Origin of the sequence: Curtobacterium sp. MCLR17_043, assembly GCF_003224215.1 — a bacterium.
In the GTDB taxonomy this organism is placed as follows: domain Bacteria; phylum Actinomycetota; class Actinomycetes; order Actinomycetales; family Microbacteriaceae; genus Curtobacterium; species Curtobacterium flaccumfaciens.
Map to the genome: position 1 here is coordinate 67,892 of NZ_QKLH01000006.1, position 23,993 is coordinate 91,884.

Annotated in this window: 24 protein-coding genes; 8 read left to right on the forward strand and 16 right to left on the reverse strand. The window is 72.2% G+C overall.

Translation table 11 applies throughout. The features are described 5' to 3' along the window. Positions 1-95 precede the first annotated feature (95 nt). From DEJ03_RS07485 to DEJ03_RS07500, 4 genes are read right to left on the reverse strand one after another with little or no spacing between them, the layout of a single operon-like run. Complete coding sequence (locus tag DEJ03_RS07485) at positions 96-491, reverse strand: ATP-dependent DNA ligase (protein ID WP_071247046.1); 396 nt, start codon at positions 489-491, stop codon at positions 96-98. An 8-nt stretch (positions 492-499) separates the two neighbouring features. Next, on the reverse strand, positions 500-1,675 hold the full coding sequence (locus tag DEJ03_RS07490) for a S9 family peptidase (RefSeq protein ID WP_110864110.1): 1,176 nt from the start codon (positions 1,673-1,675) through the stop codon (positions 500-502). Positions 1,676-1,679: 4 nt separating this feature from the next. Next, entirely contained in the window at positions 1,680-2,585 is a 906-nt protein-coding gene (locus tag DEJ03_RS07495; protein WP_110864111.1) for a hypothetical protein, read from the reverse strand. Next, entirely contained in the window at positions 2,585-3,052 is a 468-nt protein-coding gene (locus DEJ03_RS07500) for a hypothetical protein (RefSeq protein ID WP_110864112.1), read from the reverse strand. Before DEJ03_RS07500 ends, DEJ03_RS07495 begins: the two co-directional genes overlap by 1 nt. Before the next feature lie 79 nt (positions 3,053-3,131). On the opposite strand from DEJ03_RS07500, the gene DEJ03_RS07505 reads away from it, so the two are divergent. Both DEJ03_RS07505 and DEJ03_RS07510 read left to right on the forward strand, forming a co-directional pair. Further along, positions 3,132-3,515 (forward strand): helix-turn-helix transcriptional regulator, encoded by a 384-nt coding sequence (locus DEJ03_RS07505; protein WP_110864113.1) that lies wholly within the window; start codon positions 3,132-3,134, stop codon positions 3,513-3,515. Further along, entirely contained in the window at positions 3,515-4,498 is a 984-nt protein-coding gene (locus tag DEJ03_RS07510) for an SRPBCC family protein (RefSeq protein ID WP_110864114.1), read from the forward strand. Before DEJ03_RS07505 ends, DEJ03_RS07510 begins: the two co-directional genes overlap by 1 nt. 172 nt (positions 4,499-4,670) lie before the next feature. Here DEJ03_RS07510 and DEJ03_RS07515 read toward each other — a convergent pair whose 3' ends face one another. The 5 genes from DEJ03_RS07515 to mvk are packed head-to-tail and all read right to left on the reverse strand — an operon-like array spanning position 4,671 to position 9,945. Further along, positions 4,671-5,834, reverse strand: coding sequence for a hydroxymethylglutaryl-CoA synthase (locus DEJ03_RS07515; RefSeq protein WP_110864115.1), 1,164 nt, complete (start codon positions 5,832-5,834; stop codon positions 4,671-4,673). Then, the gene (locus DEJ03_RS07520; RefSeq protein WP_071406099.1) at positions 5,831-6,895 is read right to left on the reverse strand and encodes a hydroxymethylglutaryl-CoA reductase; all 1,065 of its coding nucleotides are present in this window, start codon (positions 6,893-6,895) and stop codon (positions 5,831-5,833) included. The genes DEJ03_RS07515 and DEJ03_RS07520 overlap by 4 nt, the downstream gene beginning before the upstream one ends. After that, the gene (locus tag DEJ03_RS07525; protein WP_110864116.1) at positions 6,888-7,970 is read right to left on the reverse strand and encodes a phosphomevalonate kinase; all 1,083 of its coding nucleotides are present in this window, start codon (positions 7,968-7,970) and stop codon (positions 6,888-6,890) included. Before DEJ03_RS07525 ends, DEJ03_RS07520 begins: the two co-directional genes overlap by 8 nt. Beyond that, entirely contained in the window at positions 7,967-8,968 is a 1,002-nt protein-coding gene (mvaD, locus tag DEJ03_RS07530) for a diphosphomevalonate decarboxylase (RefSeq protein ID WP_110864117.1), read from the reverse strand. The genes DEJ03_RS07525 and mvaD overlap by 4 nt, the downstream gene beginning before the upstream one ends. Next, positions 8,962-9,945 carry a mevalonate kinase gene (mvk, locus tag DEJ03_RS07535; RefSeq protein WP_110864118.1) on the reverse strand — a complete coding sequence of 328 codons (984 nt, stop codon included), beginning with the start codon at positions 9,943-9,945 and terminating at the stop codon, positions 8,962-8,964. Before mvk ends, mvaD begins: the two co-directional genes overlap by 7 nt. Before the next feature lie 124 nt (positions 9,946-10,069). Between mvk and DEJ03_RS07540 the strand changes: the two genes are divergently transcribed. The 4 genes from DEJ03_RS07540 (at position 10,070) to DEJ03_RS07555 (ending at position 13,671) form a co-directional block, all read left to right on the forward strand. After that, positions 10,070-11,632, forward strand: coding sequence for a Mur ligase family protein (locus DEJ03_RS07540; protein ID WP_110864119.1), 1,563 nt, complete (start codon positions 10,070-10,072; stop codon positions 11,630-11,632). A 36-nt stretch (positions 11,633-11,668) separates the two neighbouring features. Next, on the forward strand, positions 11,669-12,145 hold the full coding sequence (locus DEJ03_RS07545) for a MarR family winged helix-turn-helix transcriptional regulator (RefSeq protein WP_181422638.1): 477 nt from the start codon (positions 11,669-11,671) through the stop codon (positions 12,143-12,145). A gap of 101 nt (positions 12,146-12,246) precedes the next feature. After that, on the forward strand, positions 12,247-12,669 hold the full coding sequence (locus DEJ03_RS07550; RefSeq protein ID WP_110864120.1) for an organic hydroperoxide resistance protein: 423 nt from the start codon (positions 12,247-12,249) through the stop codon (positions 12,667-12,669). A gap of 27 nt (positions 12,670-12,696) precedes the next feature. Beyond that, positions 12,697-13,671 carry a zinc-binding dehydrogenase gene (locus tag DEJ03_RS07555; RefSeq protein WP_110864227.1) on the forward strand — a complete coding sequence of 325 codons (975 nt, stop codon included), beginning with the start codon at positions 12,697-12,699 and terminating at the stop codon, positions 13,669-13,671. Positions 13,672-13,740: 69 nt separating this feature from the next. Here the strand turns inward: DEJ03_RS07555 and DEJ03_RS07560 are convergent, their stop codons facing one another. From DEJ03_RS07560 to DEJ03_RS07570, 3 genes are all read right to left on the reverse strand, one after another. After that, complete coding sequence (locus DEJ03_RS07560) at positions 13,741-14,445, reverse strand: DUF4396 domain-containing protein (RefSeq protein WP_220034120.1); 705 nt, start codon at positions 14,443-14,445, stop codon at positions 13,741-13,743. Between the two features lie 109 nt (positions 14,446-14,554). Next, complete coding sequence (locus tag DEJ03_RS07565; protein ID WP_110864121.1) at positions 14,555-16,012, reverse strand: sugar porter family MFS transporter; 1,458 nt, start codon at positions 16,010-16,012, stop codon at positions 14,555-14,557. 155 nt (positions 16,013-16,167) lie between these two features. Further along, on the reverse strand, positions 16,168-16,704 hold the full coding sequence (locus DEJ03_RS07570) for a hypothetical protein (RefSeq protein ID WP_071405966.1): 537 nt from the start codon (positions 16,702-16,704) through the stop codon (positions 16,168-16,170). 132 nt (positions 16,705-16,836) lie between these two features. Between DEJ03_RS07570 and DEJ03_RS07575 the strand changes: the two genes are divergently transcribed. Beyond that, positions 16,837-17,742 (forward strand): LysM domain-containing protein, encoded by a 906-nt coding sequence (locus DEJ03_RS07575; RefSeq protein WP_258370667.1) that lies wholly within the window; start codon positions 16,837-16,839, stop codon positions 17,740-17,742. Between the two features lie 212 nt (positions 17,743-17,954). Here DEJ03_RS07575 and pgi read toward each other — a convergent pair whose 3' ends face one another. The 4 genes from pgi to DEJ03_RS07595 form a co-directional block, all read right to left on the reverse strand. Further along, positions 17,955-19,676 carry a glucose-6-phosphate isomerase gene (pgi, locus tag DEJ03_RS07580; protein WP_110864230.1) on the reverse strand — a complete coding sequence of 574 codons (1,722 nt, stop codon included), beginning with the start codon at positions 19,674-19,676 and terminating at the stop codon, positions 17,955-17,957. A gap of 234 nt (positions 19,677-19,910) precedes the next feature. Continuing rightward, positions 19,911-22,142 (reverse strand): cation-translocating P-type ATPase, encoded by a 2,232-nt coding sequence (locus tag DEJ03_RS07585; RefSeq protein WP_110864122.1) that lies wholly within the window; start codon positions 22,140-22,142, stop codon positions 19,911-19,913. Then, positions 22,139-22,357, reverse strand: coding sequence for a heavy-metal-associated domain-containing protein (locus tag DEJ03_RS07590; protein WP_110864123.1), 219 nt, complete (start codon positions 22,355-22,357; stop codon positions 22,139-22,141). The genes DEJ03_RS07585 and DEJ03_RS07590 overlap by 4 nt, the downstream gene beginning before the upstream one ends. A 32-nt stretch (positions 22,358-22,389) precedes the next feature. After that, on the reverse strand, positions 22,390-22,680 hold the full coding sequence (locus DEJ03_RS07595; protein ID WP_027466001.1) for a metal-sensitive transcriptional regulator: 291 nt from the start codon (positions 22,678-22,680) through the stop codon (positions 22,390-22,392). Positions 22,681-22,762: 82 nt separating this feature from the next. On the opposite strand from DEJ03_RS07595, the gene DEJ03_RS07600 reads away from it, so the two are divergent. Beyond that, the gene (locus DEJ03_RS07600; protein ID WP_110864124.1) at positions 22,763-23,983 is read left to right on the forward strand and encodes an AraC family transcriptional regulator; all 1,221 of its coding nucleotides are present in this window, start codon (positions 22,763-22,765) and stop codon (positions 23,981-23,983) included. Positions 23,984-23,993: the final 10 nt, after the last annotated feature.

The window sequence follows — 23,993 nt, forward strand, 5'->3', positions numbered from 1 at the left end:
GACGACAGCGAACCGCGGTACGGAAACCGTACGAGGTGTGGAGTTCGGGCGGAACCCGTTGACCCGGATCAGCCCGCTGTGCTACCGCGCCGGGATCAGCGCGCGGTGCTCCCGCTCGGTGTCCCCGAGGCGTCGTCCGCGTCGCCGGGTGCCACCGCCCGCGACCACGCAGAGTCGGCCGCCGTGCTGGTGTCCGCCGGCTCCGGCGTCAGCACGAGCCCGGACCCCGAGGTGGCCGAGGCGTAGAGGTCCTCGAGCCAGCTGCGGTTGATCGACGGCACCCGGCTGCCGGTGAACTTGAAGTGCAGGCTCACGTTGGGGTGCAGCCAGATCGTGCTGCGACCGTTGCCGTGGACGACGTCGTCCTTCCACGAGAACGCGAAGCGGTGGTCACGCCGGAGCATGTTGACGATGACGATCTGCAGGTGCGTGAGCGCGCGGTCGTCGATCCGCAGGTCGAGCGGTCGGCCGTCGTAGATGAGCTGCCCCATGGCTCCTTCTACTCCTGCGCTCCGGTGTGCGCGAGACCGGACGCCCAGTCCGTGATGGTGCCGTCGAACCAGACCGCGTCGACGTTGCGCTCCCAGGCGTGCTCGGCCGGCTCGCTGACCGCCAGGGTCACGGTGCCGGGGTGGGCATCAGCGAACTCCTGACTGGCCGAGAACGGCACCGTGGTGTCGCCGGTGGAGTGGATGAGCAGAGTCGGTGGCAGCGGCCGGGGTGCGCGCAACCAGGACAGCGCGCGCACGTCGACCGGCGACCGCAGCCCCACCGTCCGGCAGAGGACCGGCGTCGCCATCGCCCCGAGGGCAGCACGCACCACGAAACCCGGCAGTCCCGCGCGGCGGGCCTGGGACCGGACGGTGACGGCCCAGTCCAGTGCCGGGGCGACGAGCACGATCCCGGCCAGGCGGTCGCGGTGCGCCGAGCGGGCGAGGAGCTCGTGCGTGATCGTCGCGCCCATCGACCACCCCACGATGACGAGCCGTTCGGCGCCGTTCGCGACGGCGTGGTCGAGCGCCACTTCGACGTCCGCCCACTCGCGGGCTCCGAGGTGTGAGGCCCGGCCCTCCCACGGCGCCTCGCCGTCGCCGCGGAACGACGGGACGATCGAGGTCCAGCCGAGTTCGAGCGCCGCGGGGACGGTCCGGAGCGCGGTGACCCGGGTCGTCCGGATCCCGTGGACGTGGACAGCCCAGGTGCGAGCGGCCACGGGGTCGGGGCGCCCAGCGCCGCCGGGCCCCGGCCGCACCACCCACGCGGGCGCCGGCCCCACCGGCGTCGGCAGCGACACCTCGGACCAGTCGACCTCCATCGCCGCCGGGTCCGGGTGCACGTGCCCGCTCCACCGCACCCGCGACGACACGGCGCCGGTCGTCCGCACCACGGCCCGGCGCACGAACCCGGCGGCTTCGTCGACCTCGAGCACCGGCCCGACGGTGGTGTGCCCCGGGCCGTCGTGCCACAGCCCGTACTCCCCCGGCCGCACGGTGTCGTCGGTGATCGGCAGCCGGACGGAGTCCGCGTCGGACTCGAGCACGGGCGTCCACCGGTCGCCACCGGGCAGCACGATCCTGCCGACGACCTTCCGCAGGACGACCAGGACGACCAGCCCGATCAGACCCACCGCCGCCAGCACCACGAGCGCTCCGAGCACCCACCACACGATCGTCACGCCGTCATCCTCCGAGGCTCCGGGTCAGGGTCCGTTCCGCCGACCGCACCTGCGCGAGTTCGGCGTCGTCGAGGGTCCGGCCCTGCACCTCGGCGTCGCGGATCGCGATGACCAGGTCGTAGGTCCGGGCCTGCGGGTCCCCCGGCCGCTCGACCGCCCGCACCGCGTGCCGACGGGCGATGCGCCGCAGGCGCCGGTGGTGCCCGCGGTGTCGCAGGTCACGGCCCCACCGCCGGAACGTCAGCGAGGCCATCGCCACGACGATGAGCACGATGCCGAGGTAGAACGGCGGGTCGAAGGCCAGGCGCAGGCCGTCCCGCACCCCGGCCGGGAAGAGCCCGAAGTGGTCGGCGGTGAGCGAGGCGACCTCGTCGACGCTCGCCACGACGACCAGGGCGAGCCCGACGCGGAACACCACGAGCGCCACCGGGTTCTGCAGCACGCCGCGGCGCAGGGTCGTCGCGGCGATCAGCCCCACGCCCACCATGTACACCGTCCCGTAGAGCCACATCGGGGTCTGCTCGATCTCGCGCACGATGAAGTGGAAGTCGGTCCCGCCGCGCTCCTCGACCAGCAGGAACGGCACCGTGAACGCCACGACCACGACGAGCAGCGCCACCGGCCTGGCGAGCACCGGGCGCTCCGGCAGGTCGTCGGTGCTCGCGCGCAGCATCAGCCAGAACGCAACGGTCGCGCAGACGTTCTGCACCAGGTTGATGAGGTTCGAACCGCCCAGGGCTCCGTCGAGCACCGGCTGCGGCACGACGCTGCCGAGGGTCAGGAGCCCGAGCGCCCCGACGCCGGTGGCGCCCCAGGCCGCCCGACCACGGGGGTTCCGCAGCACGTACGGCGTGCGGGCGAGGAAGATCAGCGCCGCGAACCAGAAGGCCGCGGCGTGCAGGACGGCCATCAGCCGTAGGCCCGCTCGTCCGCGCCCGTGGCCCCGGCGAGCAGGACCGTCGCGAGCTCGTAGGCGAACCGTTCGGCGAAGTGCTCGTCGTCGTCGGAGATGCTCACGAGCCCGGAGTCGGCGTCCAGCGCGCGACGGCAGACGTGGCCCCCGGCGGCGAACTCGGCGACGGACGACGCGGTCGGTGTGCCGACGTCGCCGTGCACCAGGTGCCCGAGCTCGTGCAGCACGCAGTGCATGCGGTAGAGCGGCGGCGCGTCGGCCGGTACGAGCACCAGGTTCTCGTGCTCGAACTGCGACACGAGCGCGGTGAGCGGACCCCAGCTCGGGCCGTCGACGTCGACGACGCGCGTGGGCTTGCCGACCATCCGACCGACGCAGGTCACCACGTCGGACAGCTGTGGCGCACGGGGCAGGGTGGCGACGAGGGCACGGACGGCACCGGACGCACCCAGCTGCTCCGCCATCGCCCCTCCGATCTCCGCGGCAAGACTACCGGCAGGTCCCCCTTGTGGACGAGACCGGCCGGACGTAACCTACAACCAAATGGTTGTACGAATCGAACTGTCCGACGCCGAGGTCGACCGGGTGTTCCACGCACTGGCCGACGCGACCCGTCGCGACATCGTCCGGCGCACGCTCGTCGGGTCGTCGTCCGTGAGCGAGCTCGCGGACGCCTACTCGATGTCGTTCGCCGCCGTCCAGAAGCACATCGCCGTCCTCGAAGGAGCCGGACTCGTGAGCAAGGAGGCCCGCGGCCGCACCCGCATCGTGCGCGCCGAGCCGGAGCAGCTCGACCGGGTCCGTGCCCTCCTCGACGCCTACGGCCGCCTCTGGCACACCCGGATGGACCGCCTCGGCGACGTGCTCGACGGCGACGCGTCCGGACACCCAGCACCAGACGACACCCGACGACACCAGGAGCGATGATGCCCACCACGTCCGTCCACACCGATCCCGACACCCTCTCGATGACCCTCGTCGCCGAGTTCCCCGTCCCCGTCGAACGTCTCTGGGCCGCCTTCGCCGACCCGCGCCAGCTCGAGCGGTTCTGGGGACCGCCCGGGTTCCCCGCGACCTTCACGACGTTCGACCTGCGCCCCGGCGGCCGGGCCGACTACCGGATGACGTCTCCGCAGGGCGAGCGGTTCCACGCCGTGTGGCAGGTCACCGAGGTCGACGAGCACCGTCGCATCGTCTTCCGCGACCTGTTCACCGACCCGGAGGGCACGGTCGACGAGTCGCTCCCCACCAGCGAGACCGTGCTGTCGTTCGGGCCGGCGGACGACGGCTCGCGGGTCACCGTGGTGTCCTCGTTCGCCTCCGCCGCCGACCTCGACGCGATGCTCCAGATGGGCATGCTCGAGGGCTACCAGCAGGCGTTCGGCCAGCTCGACCGGGTGCTCGCCGACCTGCGCGAGTGGGCCCTCGGTGCGGGCACCGAGACCGAGGTCCTCGACGACACCCACGTCCGGATCACCCGGGCGTTCGCGGCGCCGCGGCACCTGCTCTGGCGCGCGCACACCGAGCCCGACCTGGTGCGCCGGTGGCTGCTCGGCCCCGACGGGTGGGAGATGACGGTGTACGAGAACGACCTGACCCCGGGCGGCGCGTTCCGGCAGGCCTGGGCGCCGACGGGTGACACCGAGGGCGAACCCTTCGGGTTCGAGGGCGAGAACCTCGTCGTCGAACCCGAACGCCGGATGGTGTCGACCGAGCGCATGACCGGGGCGCCCTTCCCACCGAACACGAACGACCTGCAGTTCGACGAGGACGACGGCGTCACGCTCATGACGCTGCTCATCACCTACCCGGACCGGGAACAGCGGGACATGATCCTCGCGACCGGCATGACGGAGGGCATGGAGGCCAGCTACCAGCGGCTGGAACGCGAGGTCCTGTCCGCAGCGTGACCAGCAGACGGACGGGAGGCCCGTGGCGACGCCGCCACGGGCCTCCCGTCCGTCCCGAGCAAGCGACAGATCCCGGCGCACGATCCGGGTCCGGTCCCCGAGAGCGACAGATCCCCGCGGATGTTCCGCGGGGATCTGTCGCTTTCGCGAGGGGCTGGTGGGCGCAGGCCGGCTACTCCGGCTGCGCCGACGCTTCGTAGTGCCGCGCGCCGCCGCGCACGCCGGCGAACCGGAACGGCGCGGTCGTGACGCGCGGACGCTCGACGTCCTCGCTGGTGGCGGCACCCGCGGCGTGCAGCGCGCGGTACGCGTCGACCGTCAGCGGGACCCGTGCCTCGAGCAGCGACCGCACACGACCCGCACGACGGTGCTCGCGGTAGTCGGGCCGGACGGTACCGGTGATGAGCTCACCGACGCTGCCCGAGCCGTAGCTGAACAGGCCGAGCCGCTCCCCCGCCAGGTCGTCGTCCAGGTCGAGCAGCGCTGCGAGCCCGATCCAGAGCGACGCCGTGTAGGTGTTGCCGGTCTGCCGGTTGTAGGTGAACCCGATCGCCAGGTCGGCCTCGTCGAACGGTGCGCCGACGTGCTGCGTGAGCTTGCGGTGCGCCTTGATCGCCATCTTGGTGAAGGGCTGGTGGTGCACGAACCGGGCGATGTCGTCGTACGCGGGGCCGCCCTGTTCCGCCAGGTCGTCCCAGGCACCGACGAACGCGTTGACGTACGCGCTCACCGAGAGCCGACCGTCGACCAGTGCGGTGGAGCGGTCGTTCGGGCGCCAGAAGTCGTCGACGTCCGCCGTGTAGACGCCCGCCGCCGGCTCGATCTCGATCAGGTCGGGGTCGGCGGACACCAGGATCGCGGCGGCACCGGCACCCTGCGTCGGCTCGGCAGGGGTGTCGACGTCGTACCGGGCGACGTCGGCGGCGATGACGAGCACCCGCTCGTGCGGGGCGCGCGCGACGATGCCGAGGGCGAGCTGCACCGCGGCCATCCCGCCGTAGCAGGCCTGCTTCAGCTCGACCACGCGGACGGCCTTCGGCAGCCCGAGCAGGCCGTGCACGTACACGCCGGCGGCCTTCGACTGGTCGACGCCGGACTCGGTGGCGAACAGCACCGTGCGGATGCCCTCGACGCCGTGCCGGTCGATGAGCTCCTTCGCGGCGGCGGCGCCCATCGTGACGATGTCCTCGTCGGGCGCGGGCACGCTGAAGGCGTCCTGCCCGATGCCGACGTGGTACTTCGCCGGGTCGACGCCGAGCCGCTCGGCCAGGTCGTCGAGCTCGAGCACGTGGTGCCCGGTCGCGATCGCGATGTCGTGGATACCGACGCCGGTCATGCGGCACCCCCTGCGGGCTTCGTGCCGCGGCGTTCCATGGCGACGTGGGCGGCCATCAGCTCCCCCGGGTTGGTCTGTGCGGCGAGGAGCGAGAGCTCCCCGCACAGGACGGTCGCGGCGCACAGGGCGGCGAGGCGGCGGGCGTTCCCGCCCGGCTCGCGGTCCTCGCGGCAACCGAGGCGCACCAGAGCGTCCTCGACGACGGGCAGGTCCCCGCCCTTGCCGTTGCCGACCGTGCCGACGATCAGGTGCGGCAGCGAGGTCGCGAAGTACAGGTCGCCGTCGCGGTCCTCGGCGCTCGTGATGCCCTGCGAGCCCTCGACGATGTTGGCGGCGTCCTGCCCGGTGGCCAGGTAGAAGCCGAGCAGCATGTTCGCGTAGTGCGCGTTCGCCGAGCGGATGGCCCCGGCGATCGTCGACCCGATCAGGTTCTTCGCGATGTTCAGCTCGACGATGCGCGCGGTGCTCGACCGCAGGCGCTTCTCGACGACCTCGCCGGGGATCACGATCTCGGCGATGGTGTTGCGGCCGCGGCCACGGATGCCGTTCACCGCGGTGGCCTTCTTGTCGGTGCAGAAGTTGCCCGAGACCGAGACGTACCGCAGGCCCGGCTGCCAGTCCAGGATCGCCGGCAGCAGCTTGTCCGCCGCCTGCGTGACCATGTTGTGGCCGGAGGCGTCGCCGGTGGTGAACGCGAAGCGCAGGAACAGCAGGTCCCCGACGATCTCCGGGTGCACCTCGATGAGCTTGGCGAACCGGCTCTGTCCGGACACGATCGCGGCGAGCTCGTCCTGGCGCGCGAGGATCTGCCCCGCGGCGACGTGGGCTGCTGCGGCGCTGTCGGCACGGACCACGACGGAGCGGGTCATGCGCTCGTCGACGACGGTCGCGACGATGCCGTCCTCGACCATGCGCGAGATGCGTGCGCCGCGGCCGACGGACGGCCAGAGCGGCGACTCGTAGGTGGCGAGGGGGACCTCGTGCTCCCCCTGCACGGCGTTGCCGCTGACGCGGATCGGGCCGACCCACTTGGTGGGGATCGGTGTGAGCAGGTCACTCATCGAGGGCTCCTTCTGGTGCTCGCACCGCGACGCTGAGGTGTCTGATGTCGTGCGCCTCCCAGGCGCGGTGGATGCCGGCGGGGTCGGTGTCCGCCGGGACGAGCGCGATGCCGCAGTCGCCGCCGCCGGCACCGGACGGCTTCGCCGCCCCGCCCGCCGCCTCGACGACGTCGCACAGGGTCGCGAGACGCTCGGTCTCGATCTTCGACCCGACCGAGTCGCCGAGACGCTGCAGCAGCCCACGGGCGCGTCGGAGGGCACCGAGCGTGCGCTCGGCGTCGCCGGTCTGGAGGCCCGTGGTCAGGTCGTCGACGGCGCTGCGGCTCTCGTCGAGGAACGCCTGGTACCCGCCGTTGCGGTGTCGACGCACCACGTCGACGAGCTTCGTGGTGGACGCGGGCGAGCCGGTCCAGCCGACGAGCAGCTGCAGGTTCTCGGGAGCGGGCAGCCGCTGGACGTCGAAGCCGTCCCACGCGTCGGCGTCCGTCAGGATCGCGGACACGGCGTGGTCGCCGAGCATCGCGGCGAGGCGCTCGCGGTCCGGTGCGCTGTAGCGCAGCCAGCCGCCGAACGTGCTCGCGGCGAGGTCGCCACCGGAGGCCCGGGGGTTCACCCGGATGGTGGCGAGCAGGGCGACCTGGAAGCGCTGGCGCTGCGTCAGGCCGATGCCGTAGAAGCGGTCGAGGGCACCGACGGTGGCGACGGTGACCGCGGCCGAGGACCCGAGTCCGAACTTCCGGCCGCTGGCGTCGTCGAGCTGGCTCTCGATGCGCAGGTCGTGGAACCGCGGGGCGACGCCGTGCTCGGCGCGGAGCTTCTCGACCAGGTCGATCGTGGCCATCACGTAGTCGTAGGGGTGGTGCTCACGGTCGAGCGCCAGGCCGTCCTCGGCACGGGTCCACGTGAGCGGCAGGTGCCCGTACTCCTCGGAGTGCACGCTGCCCGCGCCGTGGCCCTCGCGCACCTTCGCCGTGATGGCGCGGTCGAGGGCGATCAGGACGGACGGCTGGCCCGGTTCGACGACGGCGTACTCGCCGGCGACGAACAGCTTGCCGTGTGCACGGAACTCGATCACTGCGCGGACTCCTTCTGGTCGGGATTGCTCCCGGTCTCTTCGGAGCGGAGCACCCGCGCGGCAGGTCCGGTGCCGGACTCGATGACGTCCCCCAGGGACGCGAGCGCCCCGGCGACGGCCGACCGGTCCTGCGGCTTCGTGAGCACGACGACGTTCGGGCCCGCGTCGGCCGTGGCGTAGGCCTCGGTCCCGCCGGCACGCAACTCGGCGACGGCGTCGAACACGGCGACGCTGCGGGCGTTGAGGTAGCGGATCGGCGGGAACGCGCCCTCGATCGTCGCGTGCATGCGGAGCGCGTTGCTCTCGGTGATCTCGCCGATGCGGGTGAAGTCGCCGGCGGCACAGGCCGTGAGCATGTCGCCGACGGTCTCGGTCGTCGAGGTCACCCAGGCCGGGTAGAAGGGCGACGTCGCGATGGTGCGCCGCATGGCCTCGCGCGACCCGATCGGCTTCGGGCCGGCGTCGATCGTGACCACGACCATGGCCATCGGCGGGGCCGGGATCGGCTCGGCGAAGGAGCCCTGGTCATCACCGGCGTGCCAGACGGCGACACCGCCGGGGATCGAGCGCGTGGCCGAACCGGAACCGCGACGGGCCAGACGGGACAGGTCGCGCGGCGACAGGTCGAGGCCGTAGGCCGCGGCGGCCGCGGTCGCCAGGGCGGCGAAGCCGGACGCGCTCGAGGCCAGCCCGGCGCCGGTCGGGACGGTGTTCTCGGACACCACCGACGCCCGCTCGGACGACCCCGCGAGCTCGCGCACCAGGTCGAGGAACTGCTGCACGCGCACCAGCGCACCGTCGTCGACGACGTGACCGTTCAGCGTGAACCGGTCACGCGCCTCCCGTCCGCCGTCCACCGTGACGGTGGTCGTCGTCGGGAAGACGTCGAGCCCCATCGAGACGCTGCCCGTGGCGGGCAGCGCGAGCTGCGCGTCCGCCTTCCCCCAGTACTTGACGAGGGCGATGTTGGGGTGCGCGACGGCGGTGGCTGTCAGCAAGCGCGGGCTCCGATCGTGGTGGTCCAGGTGGCTGCGGCCCCTGCGCCGCGGAGTGCGGCCGCGATGCGGTCCGCGTGGTCGTCGTCCGCGGCGAGCGCGAGGACGCACCCGCCCCGCCCGCCGCCGGTGAGCTTCGCGCCGAGGGCGTCCGCAGCACGTGCGGCGTCGACGAGCCGGTCCAGGTCGTCACTCGACACGTCGAGTGTGCTGAGCAGGTCGTGCGCGGCGTCCATGGTGGCACCCAGAGCCTGGGCATCGCCGTCCTCGAGTGTCCCCCGTGCCCGACGGGCGAGCGCACCGATCCGGTCGATCACGGTGCCGACACCGACTGGGTCCTGGTCGTGGCGGGCGCGGACGGCCGAGACGGCCTCGCGGGTGTGCCCGGGGACGCCGGTGTCCGCGACGACGAAGGTGAACCGGGCGCCGAGCGTGACGGGTTCGATCTGGCCGCCCTCGAACCAGACCGGCGCGGACGCGACGACGCCCCGGGCGTCGAGGCCGGACGGTCGGCCGTGGGCGACGCGTTCGCACTCCTGGATGAGCTCGTGGTGGGTCTCGACGTCGAGGGTCTCGCCCAGGGCGTCGGCGACGGCGGCGGTCACGGCGGCGGCGACCGCGGCGCTCGAGCCCATGCCGCGGGCGGTCGGGACCTCGCTGTCGACCCGGACGTGGAAGTGGCGGTCGGTGACCCCGAAGTGGCGCAGGGTCGCGGTGACGGCGGTGACGGTCGGCATCACGGCCGCGGGTGCGAGGTCGAGGGGGCCGGTGTGCACGGTCGACTGCAGGCTGTGACCGGGCTGCTCGGCGTCGGCGGCGACCGGGGTGACCGTCGCCACGACCCGTGCGTCGAGCACCGGCAGGACGAGAGCGGGTGCGCCGTAGACCACGGCGTGCTCACCGATCAGGATCGTCTTGCCGTGGGACGACGCCGATCCGTTGCCGGGGGTCGTGGTGTTGTCGAGGTCGCTGCTGCTCATCTTGGGTCACGTCAGCCTAACCGTCCGGGTCGTCGGCGTGTTCGTCGTGCGCTGCGGGCGGACCTGGGACGCCGTTCCGGGAGCGCGGCGCACCATCGGGGTCCGCCCACGACGAGGAGCCTCGATGCCGCACGCCTTCCGACCGGACCGGCCGCGCCCGGTCCGACTCGACGTGCTCGCCCGAGCGCTCGGTGTCGACGGTCCCGGTGCCGGCGCGGTCCCGGTGGCCGGCCTGGCGCTCGCCACCGACGAGCTCCGGCCGGGGATGCTGTTCGCCGCGCTCCCCGGCCGCGTCGCACACGGCGCGCAGTACGCCGAGGTGGCGCGCGACGCCGGTGCCGCCGCGGTGCTGACGGACCCCGACGGGCAGGCCGCGGCGCGACGGAGCGGGCTGCCGGTCGTCGTGGTGCCGGAGGTCCGTGCACGCCTGGGCGCCGTCGCACGGCTCCTCGCCGGCACGGAGTCGCTGCCGTTCCCGCTGTTCGGGGTGACCGGCACGAACGGCAAGACCTCGACGGTGCACCTGCTCGACGCCCTGATGCGTCGGCTCGGGTGGCGGTCGGCGATCAGCAGCACGGTGGAGCGCCGTGTCGACGACGAGTCGCTGCCGAGTGCGCTGACGACACCGGAGGCCCCGGAACTGCACGCGTTCCTGGCACGCGCCGCCGAACGCGGGGTCGACGGCGCCGCCCTCGAGGTGAGTGCGCAGGGCCTCTCCCGCCACCGCACCGACGGCGTCGTGTTCGACGTGGCGGGGTTCACCAACCTGTCGCACGACCACCTCGACGACTACGCGGACATGGACGAGTACCTGGCGGCCAAGGCCCTGCTGTTCACGCCGGCTCGGTCGCGCGCCGGCGCGGTGTCGCTCGATTCCCCTGCCGGTCGCCGGATCGTCGAGCGGGCGACGGTCCCGGTCACGACGATCTCGACCGAACCCGCGGCCGGGGCCGACTGGACCGTCCTGGTGCGGGAGCAGCGGCCCGACGGAACCCGGTCGACCCTGACCGCACCGGACGGCACGACGTTCGACCTGGACCTCCCGCTGCTCGGCGTGCACATGGCGGCGAACGCGGGGCTGGCGGTGGCGATGCTCGCGACCGCCGGGGTGCCCGTCGCAGCACTGCTCGACGCGACCGAGGGCCGTCTCGACGTCGTCGTCCCCGGGCGGATGGCGGACGCATCGGCGGCGACCGGCCCTCGCGTCTTCGTGGACTTCGCGCACACCCCGGACGCGTTCGCGAAGAGCCTGCAGGCGGTGCGGGCGTTCGCACCGGGCCGGGTCGGGATCGTCCTCGGCGCGGACGGCGACCGGGACCCGAGCAAGCGGTCGGCGATGGGCGCGGTGGCGGCCGAGGCGGCCGATGTCGTCATCGTGGCCGACCACCACCCGCGGTTCGAGGACCCGGCCCCGATCCGGGCGGCGATCCTCGACGGTGCGCGGGCGAGCGGGCACGAGGCGCTGGTCGTCGAGGAGCCGGACCCGGCGCGGGCGATCCGCCGGGCGATCGCCGAGGTCGGTGACGACGGGGTCGTGTACTGGGCCGGCCCGGGCCTGACCGACTACCGGGACGTCCGCGGGGTGCACGTGCCCTACTCGTCGTTCCGGGATGCCCAGGCCGCACTCGCCGAGGCGGGGCACCTGCCCGGCGCCCGCTGTGAGCTCGCCTGCGAACCGTCGATGTAGGTTGCACACAACTTGGTTGCGTGACAGTGTGGACGCATGCCCGTGACCGACGAGATGGTGTGCTTCTCCCTCTACGCGGCGTCCCGCGCCACCACGCAGGCGTACCGCACGATGCTCGAACCCTGGGGTCTGACGTACCCGCAGTACCTGGTGCTCGTCACCCTGTGGGTCGAGGGCGACCAGACCGTCTCCAGCCTCGGGGAACACCTGCAGCTCGACTCCGGCACCCTCTCGCCACTGCTCCGCCGCATGGAGCAGAGCGACCTGGTCCGCCGCGAGCGCCGCAGCACCGACGAGCGCGTCGTCACGGTGACCGTCGGTGACCGAGGCCGCGAACTGCGGTCCGAGCTGAGCGGCATCCCCGCGCGCATCGCCGCCGGGATGGGCCTGGCCGACGAACGTGCCGCCGCCGAGCTCATCGCGACGCTGCACCGGCTGACCGAGACGATGCACGCGGCGGCCGACCCCGAGCACGACCCCGCTGGCGCTGACGCCAGCGCCGTTTCGCGCTGAGCGACACCGCACGCCCACGTGCGCGCGTGAACTGTCGCTGAGCGCGAGAGCACGCCACACACCCCCGAACTTCACGATCCGCCCCACAAGGAAGGAACCCCATGGAAACCCTCTACACCGCCGAGGCCCTGGCCACCGGCGAAGGCCGCAACGGCCACGTCGCCACGAGCGACGGCACGGTCGAGTTCGACCTCGCCATCCCGAAGGAGATGGGTGGCTCCGGCAACGGCGCCAACCCCGAACAGCTCTTCGCCGCCGGCTACGCCGCCTGCTTCCACTCCGCACTGCAGGGCGTCGCCCGCAGCCAGAAGGTGAAGATCACCGACTCGTCCGTCGGCGGTCGCGTGTCGATCGGCCCGAACGGCAACGGTGGCTACCAGCTCGCCGTCATGCTCGAGGTCGTCATCCCCGGCCTGAAGCACGACCAGGCCCAGGCCCTCGCCGACGCGGCCCACCAGGTCTGCCCGTACTCGAACGCGACCCGCGGCAACATCGACGTCACCATCGTCGTCTCGGAGGACTGACCCATGAGCACCACCACCCCCTCCACCATGCGCGCCGTCGTCCACGAGACCTTCGCCGAGCCCGCCGACGTCCTCGAGGTGCAGGAGCGCCCCGTCCCGACGCCCGGCGCCGGCGAGGTCCTCGTCCGCACGGTCCTCTCCCCCATCCACAACCACGACCTGTGGACCGTCCGCGGCACCTACGGCTTCAAGCCGGAGCTGCCCGCCGCCTCGGGCACCGAGGCACTCGGCGTCGTCGAGGCACTCGGCGAGGGCGTCACGAACCTGCAGGTCGGCCAGCGCGTCGCCGGCGGTGCCTTCGGCGTCTGGGCCGAGTACTACACCGCCAGCGCCGCCGGGCTCGTCCCGGTGCCGGACGCGATGACCGACGAGGCCGCCGCCCAGCTCGTCTCGATGCCGTTCAGCGCCATCAGCCTGCTGCACTCGCTCGACCTGCACGAGGGCGACTGGATCATCCAGAACGCCGCCAACGGTGCGGTCGGACGCATGGTCGCCCAGCTCGGCGCCGCCCGTGGCATCAACGTGATCGGACTCGTCCGTCGCGCCGCCGGTGTCGACGAGCTCCGCGAGCAGGGCATCGAGCGCATCGTCGCCACCGACGCCGACGACTGGCAGGACCAGGTCGCCGCGATCACCGGTGGCGCCCCGATCATCGCGGGTGTCGAGTCGGTCGGTGGCAAGGCCGCCGGCGACATCGCCTCCGTGCTGGGCGAGAACGCCACCCTCGTCGTCTTCGGCGCGATGGCGTCGCCGACGCTCGAGATCCCGTCGGGCAAGGTCATCTTCGGCCAGCTCACCGTGAAGGGCTTCTGGGGCTCCGTCGTCAGCAAGACGATGCCGGCCGAGACGAAGGGGCAGCTCTTCGGTGAGCTCATCACCCGCGTGCTCGACGGCTCGCTGACGCTCCCCGTCGCCGAGACCTTCGCCTTCGAGCAGGTCCGCGACGCCGTGCGCGCCAGCGACACCGCCGGCCGCGTCGGCAAGGTGCTCCTGCGCCCGTAGCGCGACCACAGAACGGACGGGAGGCCCGGTGCCAGCTGGCACCGGGCCTCCCGTCCGTCCGCTGGTCCGTCACATGGCCTCCTTGATGCCCCGACGCACCAGCCACGCGTTCACGGGGTAGGAGCAGACGAAGCCGGCCACCATCGCCAGCTGCATCGCCACCCAGAACTCCGGCGAGAAGACGCTCGCGCGCCCGCCGACGAGTGCCGGGAACACGACCAGCTGCCACACCGCCATCAGGCCGTACATGCCCACCTGCCACGCGATGATCGACAGTGTGTCGGCCTTGAGCGCGGCGACGAGCCCGGCCCGGACGCCGAGGCCCCGCATCGGCGCGATGGCGAAGTACTGGAACGCGATGCCGAGCACGAACGCGATGACGAAGTCGACGATCCACCCGGCGACCATCCGGTCCTGGTAGAGCGACCCCAGGCCGACGACCACCCCGAGCGCCGGGAACGCCGCGAGCCCGAACTCGCCGATCAGGTCACCGAGGGCGCAGCCGGCCCCGCAGTGGCTCGTGTCGATCGCGGTGCCCGCCCACCGTCCGTGGCCGGGCGCCGAGGCCCGCCCCCGACGCAGGTAGAAGACGAGCCACACGACACTGCCGAACAGCATCGTGAGCGGCCACACGAAGGCCATGACGCGCATGTGCGGCGGCCGACGCACCACGTCGACCGCCACGAACACGGCGCAGCCCACGGCGACCACGAGCAGCGCGGAGCACACCACGTCCAGAGCGGCCGGGAAGTCCTGCAGCACCAGTTCCGTCACGCCTCCATGCAACCAACCGGGCGACGACGGTGGATCCAGTGAGCAGAAGACGTCGGGTGCCCTGGGGCGACCCGACGTCTTCTGCTCACTCGGTGCAGCGTGGTGCGGACTAGCGGCGCGACGCCTTCTCCGGGACGGTGAAGATGTTGCCGGTGGTGACGCCCTCTTCGACCTCTTCGAGGGTGCGACCGCGGCTCTCCGGCACGAACTTCCAGATGAAGAGCAGCGCCAGCAGCCCGACGACCCCGAACCCGAAGAAGGTCCCGGTGATGCCGGTCGCGGCGACGATCGTCGGGAAGTACAGCCCGAGGAACGCGTTCGCGATCCAGAGGCAGAACACCGAGATGCCCATGCCGAGCGCACGGATCTGCGTCGGGAAGATCTCGGACAGCACGACCCACACCGCGATGTTGAGGAAGGTCTGCATCGAGCCGACGAACGCGACGACCAGGAACAGGATGACCCACGGGCGGGCCGGGTTGCCCTCGGGCAGCGCCACCGACGCGATGCCGATGAGGAAGTGGCAGATCGTCGTCAGCGTGAACCCGAGGATCAGCGTCGTGCGGCGGTTGATCTTCTCCATGTTGTACAGCGCGATGACGCCACCGACCACGGCGATCACGCCGGGGGCGATGTTCGCGATGAGGGCTGCCGACGCCTGGAACCCGGACTCGATGAGCACGGTCTGGCCGTAGTACATGATCGAGTTGATGCCGGTGAGCTGCTGCGCGACGCCGAGCCCGGCACCGATGAGCACGATGCGGATGAGCCACTTGTTCCCGCGCAGCGTGTGCCAGCCGCTGACGCGCTCGACCTTCGCTTCGAGGTCGTTGCTTCGCTTGATGTCGTCGAGCTCGGCACGGGCCCGATCGGTGGTCCGGACCTGCTCGAGGACGGACAGGGCCTCGTCGTAGCGGTCCTTCGACGCGAGCCACCGCGGTGACTCCGGCACCCGGAGCATCCCGACGAACAGCGCGATCGCGGGGAGCGCACAGACGGCCAGCATGACGCGCCAGACGCCGTTGCCCTCACCCCAGATGTTGCCGATGAAGGCGTTGACCACGAAGGCGGCGAGCTGACCGATCACGATCATGAGCTCGTTTCGGCCGGACAGCGACCCGCGGATCTCGTACGGCGCGAGTTCGGCGAGGAACACCGGAACCACCGTGGATGCGCCACCCACCGCGAGGCCGAGGAGCACACGACCGACGACGATGACCTCGAACGTCGGCGCGAACACGCAGATCAGCGTGCCGACGAAGAACGTGACGGCGAGCAGGATGATGGTCTTGCGGCGACCCCAGCCGTCGGCGATGCGGCCGCCGAGCATGGCGCCGATCGCGGCACCGAAGAGCAGCGAGCTGGTGACGACACCCTCGGTGAAGTTCGTGAGGCCGAGCTCCGCCTTCATCGGGTTCAGGGCACCGTTGATGACACCGGTGTCGTACCCGAAGAGCAACCCGCCGAACGTGGCGACGAGGGCCAGCACACCGAGTCGTCGGCGGTGCGGCCCGGTCCCCAACGGGGGCAGTGCGACAGTCGGGGCTGTCGGTTTGATGTCGACCATTCGGTGACTCCTTCGTCGGTGATCGCGCGTCAGTGCGTGGACCGATCGTAACCCGAATCCATGTCCTGTCAATTGAACATTCTGTCGTCAGGTCGTTTGGATCGGTCCACAGAAGGCCTGATGAGGACGGGAGCGGTCCAATCCGCGGATCGGGCTCAGCGCTCGTCGTCGACGGGGCCGTCGCCCAGGACGTCCCCCAACGAAGCCATGTCGGCACCGTGGTCGGTGTAGCGGCGCACGGTCCGTCGGGCGGCGGCACTCGCGGCGCCGGACAGGGCGGGGTTGCGTCGGGCGGCGTCGGCGACGCGTCCGGCGTGCCCCGCGGTGGACAACAGCACGTTGGCCAGGGCTCGGGCGTCGCCGCGCTCGGGGACCCCGGTCACGGTCCAGGCCGTGCGGACCTGGGCGTCGGGGGTGACGCCACGGCGGGTGCCCATCCGGTGCCAGTCCGACAGCACGCCCTCGGTGCGCGAGGCGGCGCGGTCTGCCTCTCCCGCGCGACGGCGTGCGGCGTCACGGGCGTCGGACTCGGTGTCCGAGCCCTCGACCGTGTCGTACCGGTCTGTGAGCCCATCGGCCCGGCGCCTGACGCTGTCGGCACGTTCACGCGCTGCGACGTCGTCACCACCGGCCGCTGCGATGCGGGCGGCGTGCGCGGCGGCAGCCGCGGCGAGGATCTCCGAACGCTCCATGCCCTCGACCGTAGCCGCTCCGACCGACACCATCTCGCCCCCTCGGCGGCTGGACTGCGTCCCGGGACACAGTCCGCCGGCGACGACGACCGTGTGTTCGCCATCGCGTTACCCTCGACCTGAGGGGGCATCATGAAACGGACCGGCGGAATCGCCATCGTGCTGGCGGCCGGCGTGGTGCTGTCCGGCTGCTCGCTGCTGCGGGGACCGGACGGTGCTCTGCCCGCTCCCGCCTCCCCACCCGCGTCGAGCCCGACCGCGAGCGAGACCCCGACCGCGACCCCGGACGGCGAGTCGGCATCGGACCTGATCGAGGCCTCGGCGAACCCGCGCACACCGACCCCGGTGCCGACGGAGGCCGCCGCACCCGCACCGACGCTGACACCGATCCCCGCCGGGACCGTCCTGGCGCAGGGGGACGTGGCCTCGCCGAAGGGCAGCGTGCACTTCCACTTCCGGGTGGTCGCGGATGGCGACGACACCTTCACCGCGCAGTACTCCGGGATCACCTCGACGCTGCCGGTGCCGATCGGCGTCGCGTTGTTCGACCTGCCCCGTGCGGTGGGCGACGGGCTGACCTACCCCGGTGTCGGTGACCGGACCCTCGGCGGCCCGACCAGCACGGGGGCCGCGGTCGACGTCCCGTTGGACGGATCCGGGGTCGACCCGTCACACCTCGGCACCCTCGTGACCTACTCCGCTGCGGCCGCCGGGCAGGACGTCCCCGTCGAGATCTCCGCCGGCAAGGTCCTCGCGGTGTCCACCGTGCGGTGGTCCGTCCCCGCGCGGCAGACGAACGTGCACCCGAAGGACGCCGGACGGCGGGCGAACGCGATCGGGACCGTCACCGCGACCACGGCCGCCGGCGCGCCGAGGTCCTACGGCGTCGCCCCGGACGACCTGATCGGGGACGTCGCGGCGCGGTTCGGCATCACCGTCCGCGACCTGGTCTGGCTCAACGAGGGCGTCCAGGTGTTCGGCGAGGACCAGCACCTGTACGAGGGCACGTCCCTCAACCTCGACCCGCTCGCCCGCTGAGCGGGCGGCCCGGCGCCGAGCCCCGCGGCGTCGCAGCGGGCCCTCGCGAAAGCGACACTTCTCCGCGGAAGATCGGCGCGCATCTGTCGCTTTCGCAGGCCTGACGGCGGCCCGTCGGGCGCAACTGTCGCTTTGGCAGTGCCCGACACGACGGACGGGAGGCCCGTGGCGGATCCGCCACGGGCCTCCCGTCCGTCAGGTGAGGGCGTGCGTTACTTCCGCAGCTCCAGGTACTTCGCGATGAGCGCCTTGGTCGACGGGTCCTGCGCGTCGAGCGCGGCCTGGTCGCCCTCCACGGCCGGCGTGACCTGCAGCGCCAGCTGCTTGCCGAGCTCCACACCCCACTGGTCGAACGAGTCGATGCCCCAGATCGTGCCCTCGGTGAACACGATGTGCTCGTACAGGGCGATGAGCTGGCCGAGGACGCTCGGGGTGAGCTCCGGCGCGATGATCGACGTGGTCGGCTTGTTGCCGGGGAACGTGCGCGCCGCGACGATGCCTTCGTCGGTGGTGCCCTCGGCGCGGACCTCGTCGGCGCTCTTGCCGAACGCGAGCGCCTTGGTCTGCGCGAAGAAGTTCGCCAGGAACAGCGTGTGCACGTCGGTGCCGGGCGCGACGCCCTTGCCGTCGCCGGTCTCGTCCTTGAGCGGACGGGCCGGGTTGGCGACCGTGATGAAGTCGGCCGGGATCAGGCGGGTGCCCTGGTGGATGAGCTGGTAGAACGCGTGCTGGCCGTTCGTGCCGGGCTCACCCCAGAAGACCTCGCCGGTCTCGGTGGTGACGGGCGAGCCGTCCCAGCGGACGCGCTTGCCGTTCGACTCCATCGTGAGCTGCTGCAGGTACGCGGCGAAGCGGTGCAGGTACTGCGTGTACGGCAGGACCGCGTGGCTCTGCGCGCCGAGGAAGTTCGTGTACCAGACGTTGAGCAGGCCCATCAGGACGGGGACGTTCTGCTCGAGCGGCGTGGTGCGGACGTGCTCGTCGATCGCGTGGAAGCCGGCGAGGAACTGCTCCCAGTTCTCCTTGCCGATCGCGATGACGACGCTCGTGCCGATGGCCGAGTCGACCGAGTAGCGGCCGCCCACCCAGTCCCAGAAGCCGAAGGCGTTCTCGGGGTCGATGCCGAAGGCCTCGACCTTGTCGAGCGCGGTGGAGACGGCGACGAAGTGCTTGGCGACGGCGTTCTTCTTCTCGTCGTCGGCGGCGTCGGTCAGGCCGAGCTTCTCCCACAGCCACTGGCGGGCGAGGCGCGCGTTCGTCAGGGTCTCGAGCGTGCCGAAGGTCTTCGACGCGACGATGAAGAGCGTGGTCTCGGGGTCCAGGTCCGCGGTCTTCTCGTAGATGTCCGCCGGGTCGATGTTCGACACGAAGCGGGCCTCGAGGCCGGGCTGGACGGAGGGCTTGAGTGCCTCGTAGACCATGACCGGGCCGAGGTCGGAGCCACCGATGCCGATGTTGACGACGGTCTCGATGCGCTTGCCGGTGACACCGGTCCAGGCGCCGCTGCGGACCTGCTCGGCGAAGCCGTAGACCTTGTCGAGCGTGGCGTGCACGTCGGCGTCGACGTCCTGGCCGTCGACGGTCAGGGGCGCCGCCGGCACGAGGCCCTCGGTCGCCTTCGGGCGGCGGAGCGCGGTGTGCAGCACGGCGCGGTCCTCGGTGACGTTGATGTGCTCACCGGCGAGCATGGCCTGGAAGCGTTCGGCGACGCCGGTGTCCTTCGCGACCTGCAGCAGCGCGGCGAGGATCTCGTCGGTCACCAGGCCCTTGGAGAGGTCGACGGTCAGGTCGGCCGCCTGGAAGGTGTACTGCTCGGCACGACCGGGGTCGCTGTCGAACCACCCTCGCAGGTCCGGGGTGAAGCCGGCAGCGATGCTGTCGAGCTTCTTCCAGCCTTCGGTCGATGTGGGGTCGACGGGAGCGGATTCGGTCACGGGGTCCTCCTGGATCACCTTCTGGACGTACAGCCCGCGGGTCACGCAGCGCTGCGTCGCGGACCGTCTTCGAGCGTAGTGCGCTCCGGCAGGTGGTGCGCACAGTCGGCCGGGAGGCGCGGCCCGCGTTCGCTGCGCGCGTCACGCCTCCCGGCCGGACGCGTTCACGGCTGCGGTCGGCCTGCCGGGTTCAGGGCTGCGGTCGGCTTGGCGGGTTCACGGGTGTGGTCGGGTTCACGGCTGCGCCGCGAAGCGACGCAGCCGCAGGCTGTTCGTCACGACGAAGACCGACGAGAACGCCATCGCCGCACCCGCGAGCACCGGGTTCAGCAGCCCCGCCATCGCGAGCGGGATCGCCGCGACGTTGTACGCGAACGCCCAGAACAGGTTGCCCTTGATGACGCCGAGCGTCGCGCGCGACAGCCGGATGGCGTCGGCCACCACGGTGAGCCGGCCGCTCACCACCGTGATGTCGCTCGCCGCGATGGCTGCATCGGTGCCGGCCCCCATGGCGATTCCGAGGTCGGCTGCGGCCAGCGCGGCGGCGTCGTTCACGCCGTCGCCGACCATCGCGACGCTCCGCCCCTCGGCCTGCAGCCGGCGGACGGTCTCGAGCTTCGACGCGGGGGTCGCGCGGGCGTGCACCTCGTCGATGCCGACGCTCGCGGCGACCGCACGTGCGGCACCGTCGTTGTCGCCGGTGAGCAGCACCGGGTGCAGGCCGAGCGCCCGGAAGCGGGCGATCGCGTCGGCGGCCTCGGGCTTCACGGTGTCGCCGACGACGACCACGCCGAGGGCCGTGCCGTTCCGGGCGACGACGACCGCGGTGCCCCCGTCGGCCTCGGCGCGGTCGACGGCGTCGGCGAGCACCGGGGGCAGTGTGATCGACCACGAGTCGGCGAGCCAGCGGCTCGTGCCGACCAGCACGACGTCGCCGTGCACGACGGCCTGCACGCCGGCGCCGGCGGTCGCGGTGAACTGCTCGGCCGCGGGCAGGTCGGCGCCCCCGGCACAGGCCGCAGTGGTCACGGCGCGGGCGACGGGGTGTTCGGAGCCGTCCTCGACCGCTGCGGCGAGGCGCAGGACGACGTCCTCGGTCTCGTCGACGGCGGTGACCGACCGCAGCGTCATCGCCCCTGTGGTGACGGTGCCGGTCTTGTCGAGCACGACGGTGTCGACACCGCGGGTGCGCTCGAGCACCTGCGGACCGCCGATCAGGATGCCGAGCTGCGAGCCTCGGCCGGTGCCGACGAGCAGCGCGGTGGGCGTGGCGAGCCCGAGCGCGCACGGGCAGGCGATGATCAGGGTGGCGACGGCCGCGGTGAAGGCCGCGGTGACCGAGCCGCCGAACACGAGCCAGCCGACGAAGGCCAGCACGGCGAGCGCGATGACGATCGGCACGAAGACCCCGGACACGCGGTCGGCCAGGCGCTGCACCTCGGCCTTGCCGGTCTGGGCGTCCTCGACCAGGCGACCCATGCGGGCGAGCTCGGTGTCGGCGCCGACGCGCGTGATCGAGACGACGAGCCGGCCACCGACGTTGACCGTGGCGCCGGTGACCCGGTCGCCCGGGCCGACCTCGACCGGCACGGACTCACCGGTGAGCATGCTGAGGTCGACAGCCGAGGAGCCGTCCTGCACCAGGCCGTCGCTCGGGATCCGCTCGCCGGGTCGCACCACGACGACGTCGCCCACGACCAGGGACGAGGCCGGCAGGCGGTGTTCGGCACCGTCGCGCAGGACGGTGGCGTCCTTCGCACCGAGTTCGAGCAGCGCCCGGAGTGCGGCACCGGACTGCGTCTTCGCGCGGGCCTCCATGTACCGGCCGGCGAGGATGAACACGGTCACGGCCGTCGCGACCTCGAGGTACAGGTCGGTGGCCTCGGGGTCCGTGGCGAACCACGAGAACGTCATGTGCATGCCGGTCGTGCCGGCGTCGCCGAAGAACAGGGCGTACAGCGACCACCCGAAGGCGGCGAGGATGCCGACGCTCACCAGGGTGTCCATGGTGGCGGCACCGTGCCGGGCGTTGACCCACGCGGCGCGGTGGAACGGGAGCGCACCCCAGACCGCGACGGGCGCGGCGAGCGTCAGCGCGAGCCACTGCCAGTTCGGGAACTGCAGGGCCGGCACCATCGAGAGCACCACGACGGGCACCGCGAGCACGGCGGACACGACCAGGCGTCGGCGCAGCGGGCCGGTCGGGTCGGCATCGGCCGCGGGTCCGGCGTCAGCGGCGGCGGGCGGTGCCGGCACCGTGGCGCCGTAGCCGGCCGACTCCACCGCGGCGATCAGCGCCTGAGGGTCGGCGCTGCCGTCCGCGGCGACCTGCACCTGTGCCTTCTCGGTGGCGTAGTTGACGGTGGCGGTGACCCCGGGCAGCTTGCCGAGTTTCCGCTCGATGCGGTTCGCGCACGAGGCGCAGGTCATCCCGGTGATGTCGAGTTCGACGGTGCGGTCGGTCACGAGCGCACGACCTCGTACCCCGCTTCGGCGACGGCGGTGCGGAGGGCGTCCGGGTCGACGGGTGCCGTCGAGCTGACGGTGACCTCGGACGATCCGCCGGGGACGAGTCGGACGTCGACGCCCGACACCCCGTCGACCTCGGTGAGTTCCTCGGTGACGCTCATCACGCAGTGGTCGCAGGTCATGCCCTCGACGAGCAGCGTTTCGGTGGTCATGGTGTCTCCTTCTCGGTGGTGGGTCGTCAGGGTCAGGAGCGGACGAGCCGGGCGATCGCCTGGCTGGCCTCGCGCACCTTCTCGTCGGCGGCGTCCCCGCCCTCGGCGACGGCCTCGGCGACGCAGTGCGCCAGGTGGTCCTCGAGCAGCGACAGCGCGACGCGTTCGAGCGCCCGGTTCGCTGCCGAGATCTGGGTGAGGACGTCGATGCAGTACGTCTCGTCCTCGACCATCCGCGCGATCCCGCGCACCTGCCCCTCGGCGCGACGGAGTCGCTTGAGCAGGTCGTCCTTGTCGCCGATGTACCCGACGTGTTCGTGCATGTCCGCCTCCACCGTTCTCAATACGATACCCCCCTAGGGTATTCCTTTCCTTGTCCGGTGCAACTGATGGCATGATCGGCGCATGGACCCCTCGACGACGAACGGATTCCGCCGGCTGCGGTTCTCCGACGGCGAGGGTTCCGACTACTCCGAGATCTTCACGGCCGAGTACGGCGGCTCGGACTTCGCCTCCGAGACCTTCGCCACCGACGACACCCGGTACGAGTACACGGTCGTGGGCGACGACGACCTGTCGCTGCGCACCATGCGGGCCGAGGGCGGCCGACGCGGTGGGGTCATCGGCGTGCGGGACGACCACGTGGTGTTCTGGCTCACCAAGGGCCGGCTCGAGATGCACTTCGCCGACCGCACCCGCGTCGTCGAGCCGGGCAGCCCGTACATCGCGTCGGCGTCCGAGGCCTACCGGTTCGAGTCCGACGGCACCGTCTACAACGGCGTGCACGTGTCCGACCGGTTCCTGCGGAGCGTCGGCCGCGACCTCGGCTACCGCCTGCCCGACGGCCCACTGTTGTTCGACCAGCAGGACGAGGTCGTCGCCAGACGCGAACCGCTGCGGCACCTGATCCGTGAACTCGGGCCTGCCCTGGTCGACGAGCGCGTGCTCGGGCCGATGCGGACCGCCCTGAACCGCCGGCTGGCCGTCGTCATCCTCGACACGTTCCCCATCCGCAACCGGGGTGACGACGTGCCCGTGGCGAACCGGCTCCGCGACGCGATCCGCTTCATCGAGCTGCACGCCGCAGAACGCCCCTCCGTCCCCACCATCGCCGCCGCCTGCGGACTGAGCCAGCGCGGGCTGCAGGACGTCTTCGCCCGGACACTCGACACCACCCCGCACCGCTTCCTGCGCGACCACCGCCTGGACCGTGTGCGCGAGGAGCTGCTCCGCGCGGACCGGGGTGGCCCGGTCGCCCCGGCGGACTGTCCGCTCGTGTCCTCCGGCATCGCCGCGATCGCCCGCCGCTGGGGCTTCACCAACCCGGGCCGGTTCGCCGAGACCTACCGCGACCGGTTCGGTGAGGACCCGGCCGTGACGAAGCGCGCGTCGCTGGCTGCGCAGCCGGAGGCCGGCAAGGCGTCGTGGCGTGTCCGTCGTGCGGTGTCGTACATCGAACAGCACCTCGACGACCCGCTCACGCTCGACGACATCGCGGCCGCTGCAGGGGTGCTCCCCCGACGGCTGCAGCAGCTCTTCCGCGAGGAGCGCGGCGATTCCCCCATGGCCTGTGTCCGTGCCATGCGGGCCGCTGCCGAGCGCAACGGCGCGGCCGGAAACGGCTGAACGGCCGGAC